A 13,821-nucleotide genomic window follows, 5' to 3' on the forward strand; every position below is an offset into this window, starting at 1 on the left:
AATGACGCCATTTTTGATTGCTTTACAGTTTCTCACGACATTTCCCATTCAGCTCAAAGAAATGCCAAGTAAACAGCAAAATGGTCAATCTTTACTGTTTTATCCATTGATTGGTTTGATGATTGGTGCAATTTTATTTGCCATAGCTTCCTTATTACATGCACTACCCATTATTTTACTCAGCAGTTTAATTTTAGTGGTTTGGATTTGGCTCACAGGTGGCTTACATCTAGATGGACTGGCGGATACAGCAGATGCTTGGGTCGGTGGTTTTGGCGATAAAGAACGTACTTTAGTAATTATGAAAGACCCAAGTTGCGGGCCAATTGGGGTGCTTAGTTTAATTGTTTTATGTTTAATTAAATGGTCGGCCATTTATGTACTGATTGAACAGCAACATTATAGCGCCTTGATCCTTTTTCCAATATTGGGGCGTTTGGCACCACTATTTTTATTTTTAACCACGCAATATGTGCGTGAAAAAGGCTTAGGGTCTTCCATTGCAGAATTTATTCCTAAAACTGTGGCGGTAATGGTTTTTGTACTCTGTTTACTGGCATCAGCCTATTTCTCTTGGGTAGGTATTTTTACGGCAATGGTCTTTATGGTGACTTTGATATATTTACGTCGTAAATTTATGCAGAGGATTGGCGGTATTACGGGAGATACAGTAGGTGCAAGTGTTGAAATTTGTGAAACAGTAAGTGTCTTTAGTTTTGTATTATTAATTTTTTATTTACCTATAAGTTGGATATAAATTTCTATTGAATTAAGCGTAATTAAATGACATAAAATTACGCCTATATTTAAAACTGAATGTTTATAAGTAAGTCACAGTAAATTGAATCATCATTGGCCCAAACAAAACCATAAAAATACCTGCAAGTACCATCGTTAAACAAGCCACTACGCCTTCTTCACGATTGCGCATAAAGGCTTTACTGGTTCCAAAACCGTGTGCAGAATTGCCCAATGAAGCCCCTTGGGCAAATCGTGAATTAAGCTTTAAGCCAAGTAAAATAAGATCACCCATAGCAACACCAACGATGCCAGTAATCATGGTAAATAAAATCACCAGTTCAACCGATCCACCAATATTTGAAGTCAGTTCCATGGCAAAAGGTGTGGAAATAGAACGCGCCATTAAACTGTAAGATGTTTCTGGATTGAAACTAAATAACTGTGCCAAATAAAATGAACTCACTACACCAGCAAACATTCCAATGATAATCCCCAAACTGATTGCAAGCGCATGCGCTTTAATCACGTGTCGATATTCATAAATAGGAATAGCAAAGGCAATGGTTGCAGGGCCGAGCATCCAGATAATCCATTGGCTTTCAATCATATATGTATCGTAGGAAACATGAAAAACCAGCAGAAACACAATGATAATAGAGGGTGCAAAAATTCCAGGTGCTAAAAGCATATAAGGATATTTTTTATGGAGCTGTTTAACCAGTACGTAGCAAATAAATGTGCCAATAAAGCATAGCATTGCAACTAAATTCATCTTATTTTTCCTGCTTCATCGGTGGGTTAGAATGTAATTTCTGTTTTAATAAAGCTTCTAATTTGAAACCGAAATACACGCTATATGCTGTTGCAACCATTACGCAGATTGTGCCTATAGATACAGCCAGAACCAGTTGCCAACCTTGAGTTAAAAAAAGATTTTTATATTTAATAATGCCGACCACACATGGAATAAATAAGAGAACCAATTCGCCAAGAATAAAATCTGATCCTGTTTTAATCCATTGCAAGTTAAATATGCCACTTAACAACGCCAATAAAACCAGTAAAAGACCAATCACACCTGCGGAAATCGGTAAATTAAATTGCTGCTGAATTATGGATGCGATCCACCAAATCACGATAAGTAAACTCAGTTGTAGCAGCACTTGAACGAGATGGCGCAATTTGGTGGGGAGTATTGAAGTAGACATGTTACGTTGATCTAAAAGCGTGAGATTATTTTAGATTTGACCAAAGTGTTATATTATGAATAATAAAAAAAAGATTATGCCTAAATGGAATATTTGTGGATATTAAAAGTCTGACGATGTTTGTAAAAATTGTGCAGCTACAAAGTTTCACACGGACAGCAGAGGAAATGTGTGTCACTCAACCGACCATTAGTAAAGCCATTCATCATTTAGAACAAGAAATGGGAGTACCGCTATTTCATAAAGGTGAGGCAGGGCGAAAAAGAGATGTGACCTTGACTTATATGGGCGAGCAAATTTATCAACATGCTTTGGTTATACTTGCAGAACAACAACGCATATTTGAAACCGTGGCTCAAGTTCGTCACCTTAAACAAGGAAAATTAACATTAGGCTTACCCCCTTTAGGTTCAGTGTTATTGAGTACGTTAATTGCTAGATTTCATAAGCAATATCCCAATATAGAGCTGAGTTTTTTAGAAGTGGGCGCAACGAGTATTGAAGATGCAATTTTGGCGAAAACCATTGATGTCGGTATATTACTCGGTCATTTAAAGCCAATATTAAGCGGTATTCCTATTATGGATTCACCCTTATGTTTACTCTCACGTAAAGAAAGCCAATGGAAAAACCGAAAAAGTGTTTCTTTAATTGAATTAAAAGAAGAATCATTTTTATTGTATGCCGATACCTTTAGCTTAAATCATCTGATTATACATGCAGCAAATCATGCTGGTTTTGAACCCAATGTGGTGTGTAAAAGTAGCCAATGGGACTTTATTGCCAAAATGGTTGAATCCGATGTTGGAATAGCATTATTACCGAAAATTTATTGTGAACAGTTGGACGCAGAAAAATACAATATTAGTGTGTTGGAAAACCCCAATTTAAACTGGACGCTGAGCATGGCTTGGAATACCACAGTTGCAATGAGTCCTGCGACACGGGCATGGTTAAAAATTATTGAGGAAAATCAGGATAAAATTCATTTTTAATGATTTGAGATTTTAGGAGGTGAAGTACAATTTAAAGTGTCATCACTTCCTAAGCGCTAAAATTTATAAACAATTAGGAGGTTTAGGAATACCAGCTAAACGGCTTAAATGACGCGCCACCAAACCAGTATTAAATTGGTCTTGTAACACTGCATTATTGATGTCGGTACTTACTGTTTTCATGAGGAATTTAATCAGTGGGCGAGTCGCAGGTGAATGACTAAACTGGGCGTAAAATTGGCGTACTGCATGTAAGACTTCAAAATGCCATGCGGTCAGTTCTAAATTCAGGCTACTTGCTAATTCTTGCGCAACCGTTTCATTCCAAATCGTATAATCGACTAAGTGACCATCTTGATCGAGTTCTAAATTCATTATTAATCTCAAATTAGTTCAAACGAATACAACGGGTATGAGTTAAGCAAATATCTGCAAATTCAGCATAAGAAATAATTTGCATATTCTTTACGTCTTTACCCGCTAAAATTTCTGCATCGGTATCAAGTACATAAATACAATTCAATTGTTGCAAAAAAGGTTGCTCAAACTGCAAAACAGATTCACCCATTAAAACTACGCTATCTTCAGGGCGATACATTTTTTCTAATTTTGCCACTACAGCAGGAGTCGCTGAAAAACTACTTTGTAGCAAATATAAGCTTTTATTTGACATGATTATTTTACTCTTCTACCAATACAGTACAAAATCAAAACTTTGAATGAACTCGCTATTCAGCTCAATAAACTCAATATCCTGTTGCGCCTGAGTCACAAAGTAAGCATCTTTATGCTGATTTTCGACCAAAACTGGGGTAAGGTCGTAAAACTCAAAGCTATCGACCATATTCGATGCGACTTTAAATGCATGTTTCATTTGTTCAAATTGTAATTCTGAATTTAATAAACTTAAAGCCCCATCTTGGAGTAAGACTTTGACTTCACAACCAAAAGTAGCTAGAACCATGGTTGCCGATAAGCTTTCATGCACGTGCAAGTTGACAAGATTGGCTTGAGTTAGAATAACGAGTACAGATTTCACACAATTAACCTTTTAAAAGCAACAAATTCACAAAAATAACATCTTAGAATTGAATAAGACGTTGTGTTGACTGTACTGCATCGGCAAGTTCGCCCAACCCAACCAATTCAAAGCCATGAGCAAGGTTGTGTTGGCTAATCTGATGTCGTTTTGCATTTTCTTGATCGGTAATACCGCGAGCCAATGCAGCACTGACACAAACGGGTAAGCGAATGGCTAACTTTTGCCATTCTTGAGTCAAATTACGTTGGTCATCAGGAACCCACTGTAAAGTATTCGCTACGGAAACGCCGTCTTGATAGAAAAAAACGCGAAATGCTTGCTTTTTAGTGTATAAGGCTTGTGCTAAGCCAAGCGCATGCCAAGCATAGATCGAGGTTGGTGCGGAGGTAATTAGTAATAAGGTACTCATCGAAATTCACTTTAGGAATGCCCAATCCAATGTTGATGCATCCAAACTTCATAAGAAAAAGGTAGTATACAATGATTTTAGGTGGTATCTAAAGAATTTGGAACCAAATATTAAAATTATTATAAAAATAATTATTTAAAAACAGCATCTTATTAAGTATCTGAAATTTAAAAAGTATCAATACCTTTCTTTTATATGCATGAAATCATCCGCATTTTTTTCCTTTTCTTACTTTATTGATAAAATAAAAAGGCAATCTGCACAAAGAATGAAACTACCAAAATCAATACAACGCGGGTCAAGTTGGCGTATCACTGTCACATTTGAAAACAAGCGATACTCAGCGACTAGAGACACTGCCAAAGAATGCGAGCACCAAATTACTAGAACTTAAAACAGGTAAGTCTAGTCTTGAACAAGGGATAAAGCCAGCTTAAGTCGCTACCAATGCGTAAGCTTACTCAGCAACAGCGAGAAGAGTTGATTGTAAGATACATGAGTGATGAGAATTTTCGTGAGCAGTGTTTGAGAAAAGGAGTAGCTTGTCAGATTACAGACAATGAAGCACGTGCTTTCCAGCGGATTGTCTTGGATATTCGTCAAATTGATAGTGAACCTCTACAAGAATGGATGGATGCAGTTTGGCAGATATGTGTAGAAAATAAAAAACTATAGCTAAATTCCAAATAAGTCACCACAGTAATTTTTAAATAATTTATCAATATCTTTAACTCTAAACTTTTTCCTAACTGATTTTACTTGAGCCCACATTTTTTCTATCGGATTTAAGTCAGGACTATATTTAGGCAACCATACAAGGTAATGACCTGCTTTCTGAAGTAGTTCTTGCAGTCTTTTACCTTTATGAAATGTCGCATTATCCATATTCAAAAGATTTTAAAGACAAAGTCATAGAAATTATGGCTAGAGATAAAATGTCTGTGCGAAAAGCAGCACAGCATTTTAACGTCTGTATACAGACGATTCAGAATTGGAAAAAATCCACTGTAAGTAAACCTATTTCTGGGCGTCCAATGAAAATCACCAGAGATCAAATATTGAAGGATGTTGAACAATACCCTGATGATTACATCAGTGAACGGGCAGAACGTTTTGGTGTCAGTACCCATGCGGTATTTAATGCGTTACATGGCGCAGGAATATCGCGTAAAAAAAGACATTAAGGCATCCTAAAGCAGATCAAAATCAACGCTGGCAATTTCAAAATTTAATTGAGTGTTTAGAACAACAATTACCTCTGGTTTATATAGATGAAAGTGGTTTTCAAAGTGAAAGTACGCGATCACATAGTTATAGCCGCAAAGGAGCAAGGGCTGTAGGTGAATTTAACTGGCAGTTAAAAAATTGTAGCAATGCGATCGGTGCATTAATCGAAAATAGATTGCTTACAGTTGGAGTGTTTGATTGTTCAGTGAACACAGCGGTATTTGATTGTTCAGTGAACACAGCGGTATTTGAATGTTGGATTGAACAGGATTTATTGCCCAAGCTGAAAGAAACCAGTGTTTTGATTATGGATAATGCCACCTTTCACAAGGGGAAACGGCTTCAGGATTTGATTCGCTGTGCAGGGCATTACATTGTGTGGCTTCCTAAGTATAGCCCGGACTTAAATCCAATAGAAAAAATGTGGTCACGAGTAAAGTCGATTAGAAATAAGTTTAGAGTTAAAGATATTGATCAATTGTTTAAAGATTACTGTGATCATTTATTTGGTATTTAGCTATATTACAACCATGATCGAATCAAGGTTAAATTAAAAGGACTGAGTCCTGTGGAGTACAGAACTCAGTCCTTAAAGGCTGCTTAATCAAACCGTCCAACTTATTGGGGGCAGATCAATTGAGGGCTTTGCTTAAATTTAAAAGGTCTTTTTACATTTATAATGCTTTTTTAGAAAACACAACCAGTATTAAAGTCTGTGTATTCTCCTGTACCACATGAATTAACAAGTTCGCTACCCACTACATCTGCAGCAATCGAATTATAGTAATAATTATTACCTTGATTGAAAATCACTTTATAATTCTTAGGATAGAGCCATGCTTGATAAACCTTGCCATTATATGAAGCATATCCTAAGGGAGTGGAGTTTGAATATCGAATTTCCACACCGCCAAAAGTTCGGCTTAATGGGTAGTTGGCAATATTAGGGACAGCATTAAAACTACTATAGGACACGCCAGAATCTGCGAATATTTCATAATATTCATCTAGGTTAGTAATTTCTCCAGGAATAAACACAACTGAACCTTCAGGAAATAGCGTGGTACTGGCATTCAAAGCTGCAGCAGATGTTGGATTGGTTGTGCTCGTTAATAACTTTTTATAAATATAATCTTTTACTTTTAACCCAGAAACATCATATCTCTTATAAGACATAGCATGTCTAATCGTTGGATTAACGCCTTCAGTATTATAAAAAGAAGTAACCAGAGTAGCCCCATTATCTGAAATGAAGTAATTAGTTAGAGCTGCTTGGTTTATAGGAGTATCTAATATGTCTTTTTGAATATAAACTTTATTCTGATCTAAAAAATATCTATCACCAAATGAGGATCTATTTAGGATTTGAGATGGTTTAGTATTCGTTAATGTTTGACTAATAACATCATTCATCAATGTATGAGTGAAACGATTATTAAGCCCAGAGCTAGAAATATCAAAAGTATATACAGATCCTGCTTGTGTAAACATTGGACTAGATTCTACTTTTGAGGGCGGTGACTCTGGCTGTTTAACTGTATTTTCTTGACCTGAACCTGATGAGCCACCACCACAAGCACTAAGTATTAAAGTAAGAGGCAATATAGCTAAAAGTGTAGTTTTAATCATCTATATGATTTTCCGTATATTATTATCAAAATGAAGCGCTAGAATATACAGCAGTGAGATTTTATAATCAAATAAACATAGCTCAGTTTATTCTTGATTTTAGGTTCATCCTAATTCACTGTCCCAGTTATCGACAATATCCGCCCAATTTTGCGCAGGATAACTGTATGTTATTTCTTGTCATAAATAACATACAGTTAATAGCCATAACTGCAACACATGCAATATTCCGAACCTGTAAGATGGTGTTATAATGCTCTTGCAAATTAGTCGACTCAAGAGAAATTTTGAGTCTTTTTTTTGTTTTTAATATATGTGGATAAGTTGGCAATAACGCCAAAATTACACCAATAAAACATAAGATGCTGATTATTATAGGGAGTATCTAAACAATGATTTTAGTGACTGGTGGTTTAGGCTTTATAGGTTCACATATTGCTTTAAGCTTAATGGCGCATGGGCAAGAAGTCATTATTGTGGATAATTTATCCAATGCAAATTTACAAACATTAGAACGACTTGAATATATTTCAGGCAGATATGTGCCATTTGTCAAAATTGATATTAGAAATACACCTGCGTTAAATAAAGTTTTTGAACAATATTCTATAGAAGCGGTCATTCATGCTGCTGGTTTTAAATCGATAGAAGAATCTGCGCTTAAGCCACTTGAATATTATAACGATAATGTCAGTTGTATTATGAGCTTACTGCGTGCTATGCAGCGTACAGGCATCCGAACATTCATCCATTTGTCCAGTTTGGCAGTCTATGGACAGTCAAGTTTAACCCTGTCAGAAGATACCCCGTTTAAATATGCTTATCCCAATCCGTATATAAAGTCACAACAAATGGTTGAAGAAATTATACGAGATACAGCGCTGACGGACAATGAATGGAAAATTGCCATTTTAAGACTAAGTAATATTGCGGGTGCATTTGAACATGCAGTATTAGGTGAATTTGTTGCACCCTTGCCTAAAAATATTATTCCTTTGGCATTACAGGTTGCAGCAGGGCAACGCGAATATATTGAACTACGTCAGCAAGCCCAAACAAACGATCATACGGTTGAACGTGGTTTCTTACATGTGTTAGACAGTTGTGATGCCATTATTGCAGCTTTAGAGTGGTTAAGAGGTCAACAATATGTATGTGAAGCCTTTAATATTTCAGGGCAAAGTATCTCGATTGCTGCTTTGCTAAAGGAAATTTCCAAAGTCACTCAAGTCGACATTAAAACCATCGAGGCGCAATTTTATCCCGTTGCTGAACTCGATCAGATTGCTGCAACCTCAGAAAAAGCACATCAAATTTTAAAATGGCAACCTAAACGCAACATCAGCAAAATCATAGAAGATGCTTGGCGCTTTTATCAACAAACATTAATAGGACGTTAGAACGCTTTGGATGTTAGAAACAGTATGTAAATAATAATCATTTACAATTATAATTTGTTTGATTAAAATATTTGAATGTGTCAAAACATAATGAAAGAGCAAAGCTATAAAATTACAGGGAAATGAGGTTAATCATGCAAACACGTATTGAACATGACACTATGGGCGAGGTTGAAGTTCCGAGTGAGGCAATGTGGGGCGCGCAAACACAGCGTAGTTTGCAAAACTTTAAAATTGGGCAAGAGCGCTTACCACGAGCGATGATTCGGGCGATGGGCTTAGTCAAAAAAGCGGCTGCCATCACCAATGCTGAGTTAGATCAAATCCCTCATGAGTTGTCACATTATATTGTGAATGCGGCAGAGGAAGTAATCTTGGGTGATTGGGACGCACAGTTCCCATTGGTGGTATGGCAAACAGGTTCTGGTACGCAAAGTAACATGAACTGTAATGAAGTGATTGCAAACATTGCCAATCAGAAACTGGGGAACCCTTTAGGTTCGCAAAAACCAGTACATCCCAATGATCATGTGAACCGCGCACAATCAACCAATGATTCATTTCCAACCGCCATTCATGTGGCAGCCAGTTTACAAATCAATGAATTGCTGATTCCAGCAGTCACACGTTTACGCGATACTTTGGCGGCTAAAGCGCAAGAATTTTCTGATATTGTTAAAATTGGTCGTACCCATTTACAAGATGCAACCCCATTAACACTGGGTCAGGAATTTAGTGGCTATGTTTCTCAGCTTGATCATGGTTTAAAGCGTTTAGATTATGCCTTATTGGGTTTATATGAGTTACCTTTAGGCGGTACGGCAGTGGGAACTGGGTTAAATGCTCATCCTGATTATGCGGTAAAAGCAGCAGCACAGTTGGCAACATTGACTAGTTTGGCTTTTGTGACTGCACCAAATAAATTTGAAGCTTTAGCCGGGCGTGATGCCGCAGTTTTTGCTTCAGGTGCTTTAAAAACCTTAGCTGCTAGTTTAAATAAAATTGCCAATGATATTCGTTGGTTAGCCAGTGGTCCACGCTGTGGTTTTGGTGAGATTCGTATTCCTGAAAATGAACCGGGTTCAAGCATTATGCCGGGTAAAGTGAATCCAACTCAAAGTGAAGCCATGACTATGGTGGTTGCCCAAGTACTGGGCAATGATACGACCATTAATGTCGCTGGGGCTTCAGGTAACTTCGAGCTAAATGTTTTTATGCCCGTCATTGCATTTAATTTATTACAATCTATTCAACTGTTGGGTGATGCGTGTAATAGTTTCAATGATCACTGCGCTGAAGGGATTGAACCCAACCGTGAAAAAATTGACTATTTCCTACATAACTCACTGATGCTGGTCACGGCTTTAAACCCTGTTATTGGTTATGAAAATGCCGCAAAAGTAGCAAAAACAGCGTATAAAGAAGGCAAGACCTTGAAGCAAGTTGCTGTTGAATTGAACTTAGTGACCGCAGAACAGTTTGATGCCGTGGTGATTCCTGAAAATATGGTTTCACCTAACAGCAAATAATCATTTGATTGCTTGAAGTTTTATCAATTGATCATCAGTGGTTTTTGTCTTATGCATATATGCGTACAATATAACTAGAAATTAACTGCTGATGATTGATTATGCTTGATGTTTATTAAACATGTATTTTAATTTTTGTTAAATAATTGTTTTACATAGTCTTTTGTATGTCGTTTTACTGCTCAAATATAGGAAAAATGGCTATTGTGGACACTATAGAAAACAACGAGTTAGCATATAGTTTGCTCGGCAGTTCAGCTAATTAAAAAGCCACTTGTAAAAGTGGCTTTATTGTTTGTTGATCAATCTGTATTAAAGGGAAGATCAATACCAACATCTGCATCATTCCAAATAAGCTCATGACTAGATGCATAAATTTTTGTCATTTTTTCAGTTGCATAACCTGCCAACGTTTGGGCTGATTTACCAGCTTTTTTATGCAAGTGAATGGACAGAGCACGAATTTCATGAAAACTTGGTAGTTGGCGACCATTTAATTCAGGATAAGCATTGGCTGCTCTGCTTACATTCAAAAATTCCCTAGAAACATATTGAGCTTCGATTTGTGTCCAATCCACTTTGGTTTGACTACGGTTTTTAGTCTTTCCTTTTGGGACTCTGTGAATAATGTATGGGCTTAAAATATTATCTTTGCAACGACCTAAAACACGCTGCAATTCATGATTAATTTTAATTCGCACATATCCAACACCTTCTAATAATTCAAAATCATCTTCTGGATCGTCTGTAGTTTTTTCTTGTGCAATGTGTAAAAAGCCATCTTTAATGTCGGTCCATTTCATATTAATGATGTCTATGCGTCGCTGTGTTGTGGGTTAAGTGGAAATTATATGTATTTTGAGTATGCAAAGAAAAGGATTGGTAGTGATGTCAGTATTGTCAATAATCTACTTATTCATGAAGGAAAGCCCAGTATGCTAAGAACATTTGGCTTTTTCATGTTGATTTTATTTGTAGTATTATCATTTCCTTACAAGTCGTTTGTGTATTTCAATTGAGGATACCGTTGATACTTCCGAGATTATTGAACTGTCACCGATAATACGGCGTTTAGTTCCTGCCAATGTTGTGGTTAAGGTTCATTCAAAGGCTTTAGATGTTGAGTTGGGGGATAGCTCAATAGGTGCAGCGCTATACGGCAAGGTTTATCAGGTAATAGACTTCAGTGATTAAAATTGAAAGTTGCAAATTCTGGGGAGTATAAAAAGGCGGGAAAACCCGCCTTTTTATATTTTATTACCAAGGGTTAGTTGGTAATTCTCTAAAGCCTAGATATAGTCCATAAGCAGCTTTTTGATCAAAAGCTGAACACAAACCGGATTTAAGTGAAGGATCAATATTTTTACTTAGATCGACTTTTTCGTTTGATGTGTAATCGCCAAAATATAATTTTCCATTTAATTCCACTACGACCATTTGGTGTTCATCTGAAACCTCTCCATCAGCTTTTTTTACATAAGCAACATTCTTATTTGCCCACTGTTCTGTAATAACATTTAAACCCTGAGTTTTTCTCTCACTTACCCAAGCTGAATATGTTTTATTGATTAAGTTATTCTTATCAAACTCAATAGTAGAGTGGGAAAGTTGGGTGCTTAAGAACTGGTAACACTCAGCTCCCTCCGGAAAAGTTTGAGTAGATCTGAAAAAGGCAAGTCTAAGCTTTAAAAATTCAGTTGGTTCTGAATTGAGATTTTCAGAAGCGAAAATAGAGTTTATTACTTCCGAAGAGTTAATTTTCTTTTTAGAAAGGTTAAGTGTCTTAAATGTAATGGTTTGAGTTAGACCACCCTTGTGCTGGTCATACGAAGTTATGACAGTACCTTTATTATTTTTTTCTAAATATAGAGGCAGGCTATAACCGTTAGATTCATATAATTTATCTTTAGTAAGAGTAAAATCATATTCTGTATAAGGGTTTTCAGCCGTAGCGTATTGTTGTTCAAAATCAACTTCTGTTCTAGTGGTTATTGAAACATTATTATCACGTAATATTAGTGATTCACTAAATATTTTATATAACTCCCTTCCCATAGAATCATTTCTTTCACCTATTAATTCGTAAGTATGCATTGAAAATTTAATTGAAGTATTAGCTGCACTATTATTGTAGTTGTCACCTGTGCCACCTTCACCACATGCAGAGATAGTTAAGCCCATTAGGGAAATCAAACTTAGTTTTGAAAATTTTGAAGTTAATAATTGCATTATTGAATTACCCGAATTTTAAATTAATATAAAGTATGTATTTAAAAATAATAAGAATTTAGCAAGTGCTATTCTAAAAAATTGAAGGAATTCTATATCAATTTAGAAATTTTTCCTTCAATTATTTTTAACAAAAGGTAAAAAATGGTTACACGGTTTTGATTGGAACATTCCAAAACCTACAGTGCGCCGTATTGCCAAAATAGCCCTAATAATCACTTATTGGGGCTTTTTTCATGGCTGATACAGCTCGAAAAACCAAGAAAATTAAATACAACTTATTTGAGCGTGGTCGCCAGCATTCAGGTAAAAACCGCGCCAATGTTGATATGAAAGAAATGATCAATCAGATTAACCATCCTAAAGTTCAGGAAATGATTAAGTCAGGAACTATGTATGGCTATAACGGGCATGAGATCCGCCGCCGTTACGGCAGTTCCCGCCTGAATCTACGCTCATTGATGGCAAAGTGGTCTATTTAGAGCCAGCATTTAGAACGCTTGAATCTTATGCGGAAGAAAATGGTGATGTGACACATGTAGCAGAGTTTTTCGAGAATGATGCAGGGGAATATGCACGTAAGCAGTACCTTACCCGTGCTGGTGGTTTCAGCTCTGCACAGGATTATCGCCGTTCTGGACTGAGCTTAGTACCTGTCAATTTCTATGGCTATGATTATGTCATGCAGCCGAACTACACAACAAATGTGGGGATGGTCAGCTGTTCGATGGACTTGCAGTACCAGAACATCAGGACGGCCTTATTTCATGTTTTGACAGCGCGACTGATATTTCCTTGCTATCACCCTCTGAAGCGATGATTGCGAATATGTTAGAACAGCAAATTGTGCGTGATTTTGACAATATCCATGAACAGCTTCAGCAACTCAATGAACATGCTTTAGATCAAGTGGATATGCTGGCAAATCAGCTGGCTAAACGTGATCAACGAGCCATCTTACAGGCACAGCGGACACAGGATTTCTATACAGGCATCGCTCGTTTGATTCAGTGTGTGATGAAGCAGAGCAGCTGCTGACTGTTAGCGATTTAGGCAAGTCACAAGATTGCTACCGCGTATGCAGTCACATCTAACAAAGAGCAAAATGTTGATGATGTAGATCCAACGATGCTGCCGTTTAGTATTTGATTCTAAAGCTGACTAATATTTCACAGAAAACCATGAGATGCCGTGATCTTTAATTAGGTCATGGTCTGAAATGGTGACTAATGTGCTCAGTTGGGCTTTTGTAATTGATAGAGATTTAAATTGAATGTCAGTATTTGAGTATATCGGAAAATATGATTTTTTTAACAAAAAATAAACATAATACCGATTGGTAAAAAAATAAAACCTACTATTATAGTCAAGTTAATGATTCTCCACTTTAACTGGTTATCCAGTTTCCAGCC

At 36.6% G+C, this 13,821-nt stretch carries 20 protein-coding genes and 2 pseudogenes; 12 read left to right on the forward strand and 10 right to left on the reverse strand.

The features are described from left to right. The first annotated feature begins 1 nt into the window (after nt 1). On the forward strand, nt 2-757 hold the full coding sequence (locus tag B9T30_RS13795; RefSeq protein ID WP_086185512.1) for an adenosylcobinamide-GDP ribazoletransferase: 756 nt from the start codon (nt 2-4) through the stop codon (nt 755-757). Nucleotides 758-820: 63 nt separating this feature from the next. Here the strand turns inward: B9T30_RS13795 and B9T30_RS13800 are convergent, their stop codons facing one another. Both B9T30_RS13800 and B9T30_RS13805 read right to left on the reverse strand, forming a co-directional pair. Next, nucleotides 821-1,513 (reverse strand): LrgB family protein, encoded by a 693-nt coding sequence (locus B9T30_RS13800; protein WP_086185513.1) that lies wholly within the window; start codon nt 1,511-1,513, stop codon nt 821-823. 1 nt (nt 1,514) lies between these two features. After that, nucleotides 1,515-1,949, reverse strand: a complete 435-nt coding sequence (locus tag B9T30_RS13805) for a CidA/LrgA family protein (protein ID WP_086185514.1) — start codon at nt 1,947-1,949, stop codon at nt 1,515-1,517. 95 nt (nt 1,950-2,044) lie between these two features. On the opposite strand from B9T30_RS13805, the gene B9T30_RS13810 reads away from it, so the two are divergent. Continuing rightward, entirely contained in the window at nt 2,045-2,944 is a 900-nt protein-coding gene (locus tag B9T30_RS13810) for a LysR family transcriptional regulator (RefSeq protein ID WP_086185515.1), read from the forward strand. A gap of 63 nt (nt 2,945-3,007) precedes the next feature. Here B9T30_RS13810 and B9T30_RS13815 read toward each other — a convergent pair whose 3' ends face one another. Genes B9T30_RS13815 through tusD form a run of 4 tightly spaced genes read right to left on the reverse strand, consistent with a single transcriptional unit; the run spans nt 3,008 to nt 4,395 of the window. Further along, nucleotides 3,008-3,319, reverse strand: a complete 312-nt coding sequence (locus tag B9T30_RS13815) for a TusE/DsrC/DsvC family sulfur relay protein (protein ID WP_086185516.1) — start codon at nt 3,317-3,319, stop codon at nt 3,008-3,010. Nucleotides 3,320-3,332: 13 nt separating this feature from the next. Beyond that, nucleotides 3,333-3,617, reverse strand: a complete 285-nt coding sequence (locus tag B9T30_RS13820; RefSeq protein WP_086185517.1) for a hypothetical protein — start codon at nt 3,615-3,617, stop codon at nt 3,333-3,335. A gap of 15 nt (nt 3,618-3,632) precedes the next feature. After that, complete coding sequence (locus B9T30_RS13825; RefSeq protein WP_086185518.1) at nt 3,633-3,983, reverse strand: hypothetical protein; 351 nt, start codon at nt 3,981-3,983, stop codon at nt 3,633-3,635. 43 nt (nt 3,984-4,026) lie between these two features. Beyond that, entirely contained in the window at nt 4,027-4,395 is a 369-nt protein-coding gene (tusD, locus tag B9T30_RS13830; protein ID WP_086185519.1) for a sulfurtransferase complex subunit TusD, read from the reverse strand. Between the two features lie 268 nt (nt 4,396-4,663). Here tusD and B9T30_RS16725 point away from each other — a divergent pair. Beyond that, nucleotides 4,664-4,826: pseudogene (locus B9T30_RS16725) on the forward strand (site-specific integrase); the annotation flags it as partial. 16 nt (nt 4,827-4,842) lie between these two features. Continuing rightward, the gene (locus B9T30_RS13835; protein WP_086185520.1) at nt 4,843-5,070 is read left to right on the forward strand and encodes a hypothetical protein; all 228 of its coding nucleotides are present in this window, start codon (nt 4,843-4,845) and stop codon (nt 5,068-5,070) included. Here the strand turns inward: B9T30_RS13835 and B9T30_RS16875 are convergent, their stop codons facing one another. Beyond that, a complete protein-coding gene (locus tag B9T30_RS16875; RefSeq protein ID WP_143223212.1) occupies nt 5,071-5,280 on the reverse strand; it encodes a transposase in 210 nt (69 codons plus the stop codon). On the opposite strand from B9T30_RS16875, the gene B9T30_RS13845 reads away from it, so the two are divergent. From B9T30_RS13845 to B9T30_RS16880, 3 genes and pseudogenes are all read left to right on the forward strand, one after another. Next, the gene (locus B9T30_RS13845) at nt 5,265-5,579 is read left to right on the forward strand and encodes an IS630 transposase-related protein (protein WP_086185549.1); all 315 of its coding nucleotides are present in this window, start codon (nt 5,265-5,267) and stop codon (nt 5,577-5,579) included. The genes B9T30_RS16875 and B9T30_RS13845 overlap by 16 nt on opposite strands. 83 nt (nt 5,580-5,662) lie before the next feature. After that, nucleotides 5,663-6,139 (forward strand): transposase, encoded by a 477-nt coding sequence (locus B9T30_RS13850; protein WP_227518984.1) that lies wholly within the window; start codon nt 5,663-5,665, stop codon nt 6,137-6,139. 3 nt (nt 6,140-6,142) lie between these two features. After that, nucleotides 6,143-6,226: pseudogene (locus tag B9T30_RS16880) on the forward strand (IS3 family transposase); the annotation flags it as partial. Between the two features lie 83 nt (nt 6,227-6,309). On the opposite strand, the gene B9T30_RS13860 reads toward B9T30_RS16880, so the two are convergent. Then, complete coding sequence (locus B9T30_RS13860; protein ID WP_086185522.1) at nt 6,310-7,251, reverse strand: hypothetical protein; 942 nt, start codon at nt 7,249-7,251, stop codon at nt 6,310-6,312. Nucleotides 7,252-7,643: 392 nt separating this feature from the next. On the opposite strand from B9T30_RS13860, the gene B9T30_RS13865 reads away from it, so the two are divergent. Both B9T30_RS13865 and fumC read left to right on the forward strand, forming a co-directional pair. After that, a complete protein-coding gene (locus B9T30_RS13865) occupies nt 7,644-8,651 on the forward strand; it encodes an NAD-dependent epimerase/dehydratase family protein (protein WP_086185523.1) in 1,008 nt (335 codons plus the stop codon). Between the two features lie 134 nt (nt 8,652-8,785). Further along, nucleotides 8,786-10,180: a class II fumarate hydratase gene (fumC, locus tag B9T30_RS13870; RefSeq protein ID WP_086185524.1), complete on the forward strand. Its 1,395-nt coding sequence runs from the start codon at nt 8,786-8,788 to the stop codon at nt 10,178-10,180. 302 nt (nt 10,181-10,482) lie between these two features. Here the strand turns inward: fumC and B9T30_RS13875 are convergent, their stop codons facing one another. Together B9T30_RS13875 and B9T30_RS13885 are read right to left on the reverse strand one after the other, a co-directional pair. Next, on the reverse strand, nt 10,483-10,983 hold the full coding sequence (locus tag B9T30_RS13875; RefSeq protein ID WP_205666514.1) for a hypothetical protein: 501 nt from the start codon (nt 10,981-10,983) through the stop codon (nt 10,483-10,485). A gap of 454 nt (nt 10,984-11,437) precedes the next feature. Beyond that, on the reverse strand, nt 11,438-12,409 hold the full coding sequence (locus B9T30_RS13885; protein ID WP_086185525.1) for a hypothetical protein: 972 nt from the start codon (nt 12,407-12,409) through the stop codon (nt 11,438-11,440). Between the two features lie 236 nt (nt 12,410-12,645). Here B9T30_RS13885 and B9T30_RS16730 point away from each other — a divergent pair, with 236 nt between their 5' ends. Genes B9T30_RS16730 through B9T30_RS16740 form a run of 3 tightly spaced genes read left to right on the forward strand, consistent with a single transcriptional unit; the run spans nt 12,646 to nt 13,447 of the window. Then, entirely contained in the window at nt 12,646-12,891 is a 246-nt protein-coding gene (locus tag B9T30_RS16730; RefSeq protein ID WP_227518979.1) for a hypothetical protein, read from the forward strand. Then, nucleotides 12,879-13,229 carry a hypothetical protein gene (locus tag B9T30_RS16735; RefSeq protein ID WP_227518980.1) on the forward strand — a complete coding sequence of 117 codons (351 nt, stop codon included), beginning with the start codon at nt 12,879-12,881 and terminating at the stop codon, nt 13,227-13,229. The genes B9T30_RS16730 and B9T30_RS16735 overlap by 13 nt, the downstream gene beginning before the upstream one ends. 8 nt (nt 13,230-13,237) lie before the next feature. Next, a complete protein-coding gene (locus tag B9T30_RS16740; RefSeq protein WP_227518981.1) occupies nt 13,238-13,447 on the forward strand; it encodes a hypothetical protein in 210 nt (69 codons plus the stop codon). Nucleotides 13,448-13,821: the final 374 nt, after the last annotated feature.

This window comes from Acinetobacter sp. ANC 4973 (assembly GCF_002135275.1).
GTDB lineage: Bacteria > Pseudomonadota > Gammaproteobacteria > Pseudomonadales > Moraxellaceae > Acinetobacter > Acinetobacter kyonggiensis.

What these genes read in the sequence shown, in the direction of transcription:
- B9T30_RS13845 (WP_086185549.1), top strand. Translation starts at nt 5,265, where the DNA reads ATGTCGCATTATCCATATTCAAAAGATTTTAAAGACAAAGTCATAGAA.
- B9T30_RS13800 (WP_086185513.1), bottom strand. Translation starts at nt 1,513, where the DNA reads ATGAATTTAGTTGCAATGCTATGCTTTATTGGCACATTTATTTGCTAC.
- B9T30_RS13815 (WP_086185516.1), bottom strand. Translation starts at nt 3,319, where the DNA reads ATGAATTTAGAACTCGATCAAGATGGTCACTTAGTCGATTATACGATT.
- B9T30_RS13865 (WP_086185523.1), top strand. Translation starts at nt 7,644, where the DNA reads ATGATTTTAGTGACTGGTGGTTTAGGCTTTATAGGTTCACATATTGCT.
- B9T30_RS13795 (WP_086185512.1), top strand. Translation starts at nt 2, where the DNA reads ATGACGCCATTTTTGATTGCTTTACAGTTTCTCACGACATTTCCCATT.
- B9T30_RS16875 (WP_143223212.1), bottom strand. Translation starts at nt 5,280, where the DNA reads ATGGATAATGCGACATTTCATAAAGGTAAAAGACTGCAAGAACTACTT.
- B9T30_RS13835 (WP_086185520.1), top strand. Translation starts at nt 4,843, where the DNA reads ATGCGTAAGCTTACTCAGCAACAGCGAGAAGAGTTGATTGTAAGATAC.
- B9T30_RS13820 (WP_086185517.1), bottom strand. Translation starts at nt 3,617, where the DNA reads ATGTCAAATAAAAGCTTATATTTGCTACAAAGTAGTTTTTCAGCGACT.
- tusD (WP_086185519.1), bottom strand. Translation starts at nt 4,395, where the DNA reads ATGAGTACCTTATTACTAATTACCTCCGCACCAACCTCGATCTATGCT.
- B9T30_RS13860 (WP_086185522.1), bottom strand. Translation starts at nt 7,251, where the DNA reads ATGATTAAAACTACACTTTTAGCTATATTGCCTCTTACTTTAATACTT.
- B9T30_RS13885 (WP_086185525.1), bottom strand. Translation starts at nt 12,409, where the DNA reads ATGCAATTATTAACTTCAAAATTTTCAAAACTAAGTTTGATTTCCCTA.
- B9T30_RS16730 (WP_227518979.1), top strand. Translation starts at nt 12,646, where the DNA reads ATGGCTGATACAGCTCGAAAAACCAAGAAAATTAAATACAACTTATTT.
- fumC (WP_086185524.1), top strand. Translation starts at nt 8,786, where the DNA reads ATGCAAACACGTATTGAACATGACACTATGGGCGAGGTTGAAGTTCCG.
- B9T30_RS13805 (WP_086185514.1), bottom strand. Translation starts at nt 1,949, where the DNA reads ATGTCTACTTCAATACTCCCCACCAAATTGCGCCATCTCGTTCAAGTG.
- B9T30_RS16740 (WP_227518981.1), top strand. Translation starts at nt 13,238, where the DNA reads ATGTTAGAACAGCAAATTGTGCGTGATTTTGACAATATCCATGAACAG.
- B9T30_RS13875 (WP_205666514.1), bottom strand. Translation starts at nt 10,983, where the DNA reads ATGAAATGGACCGACATTAAAGATGGCTTTTTACACATTGCACAAGAA.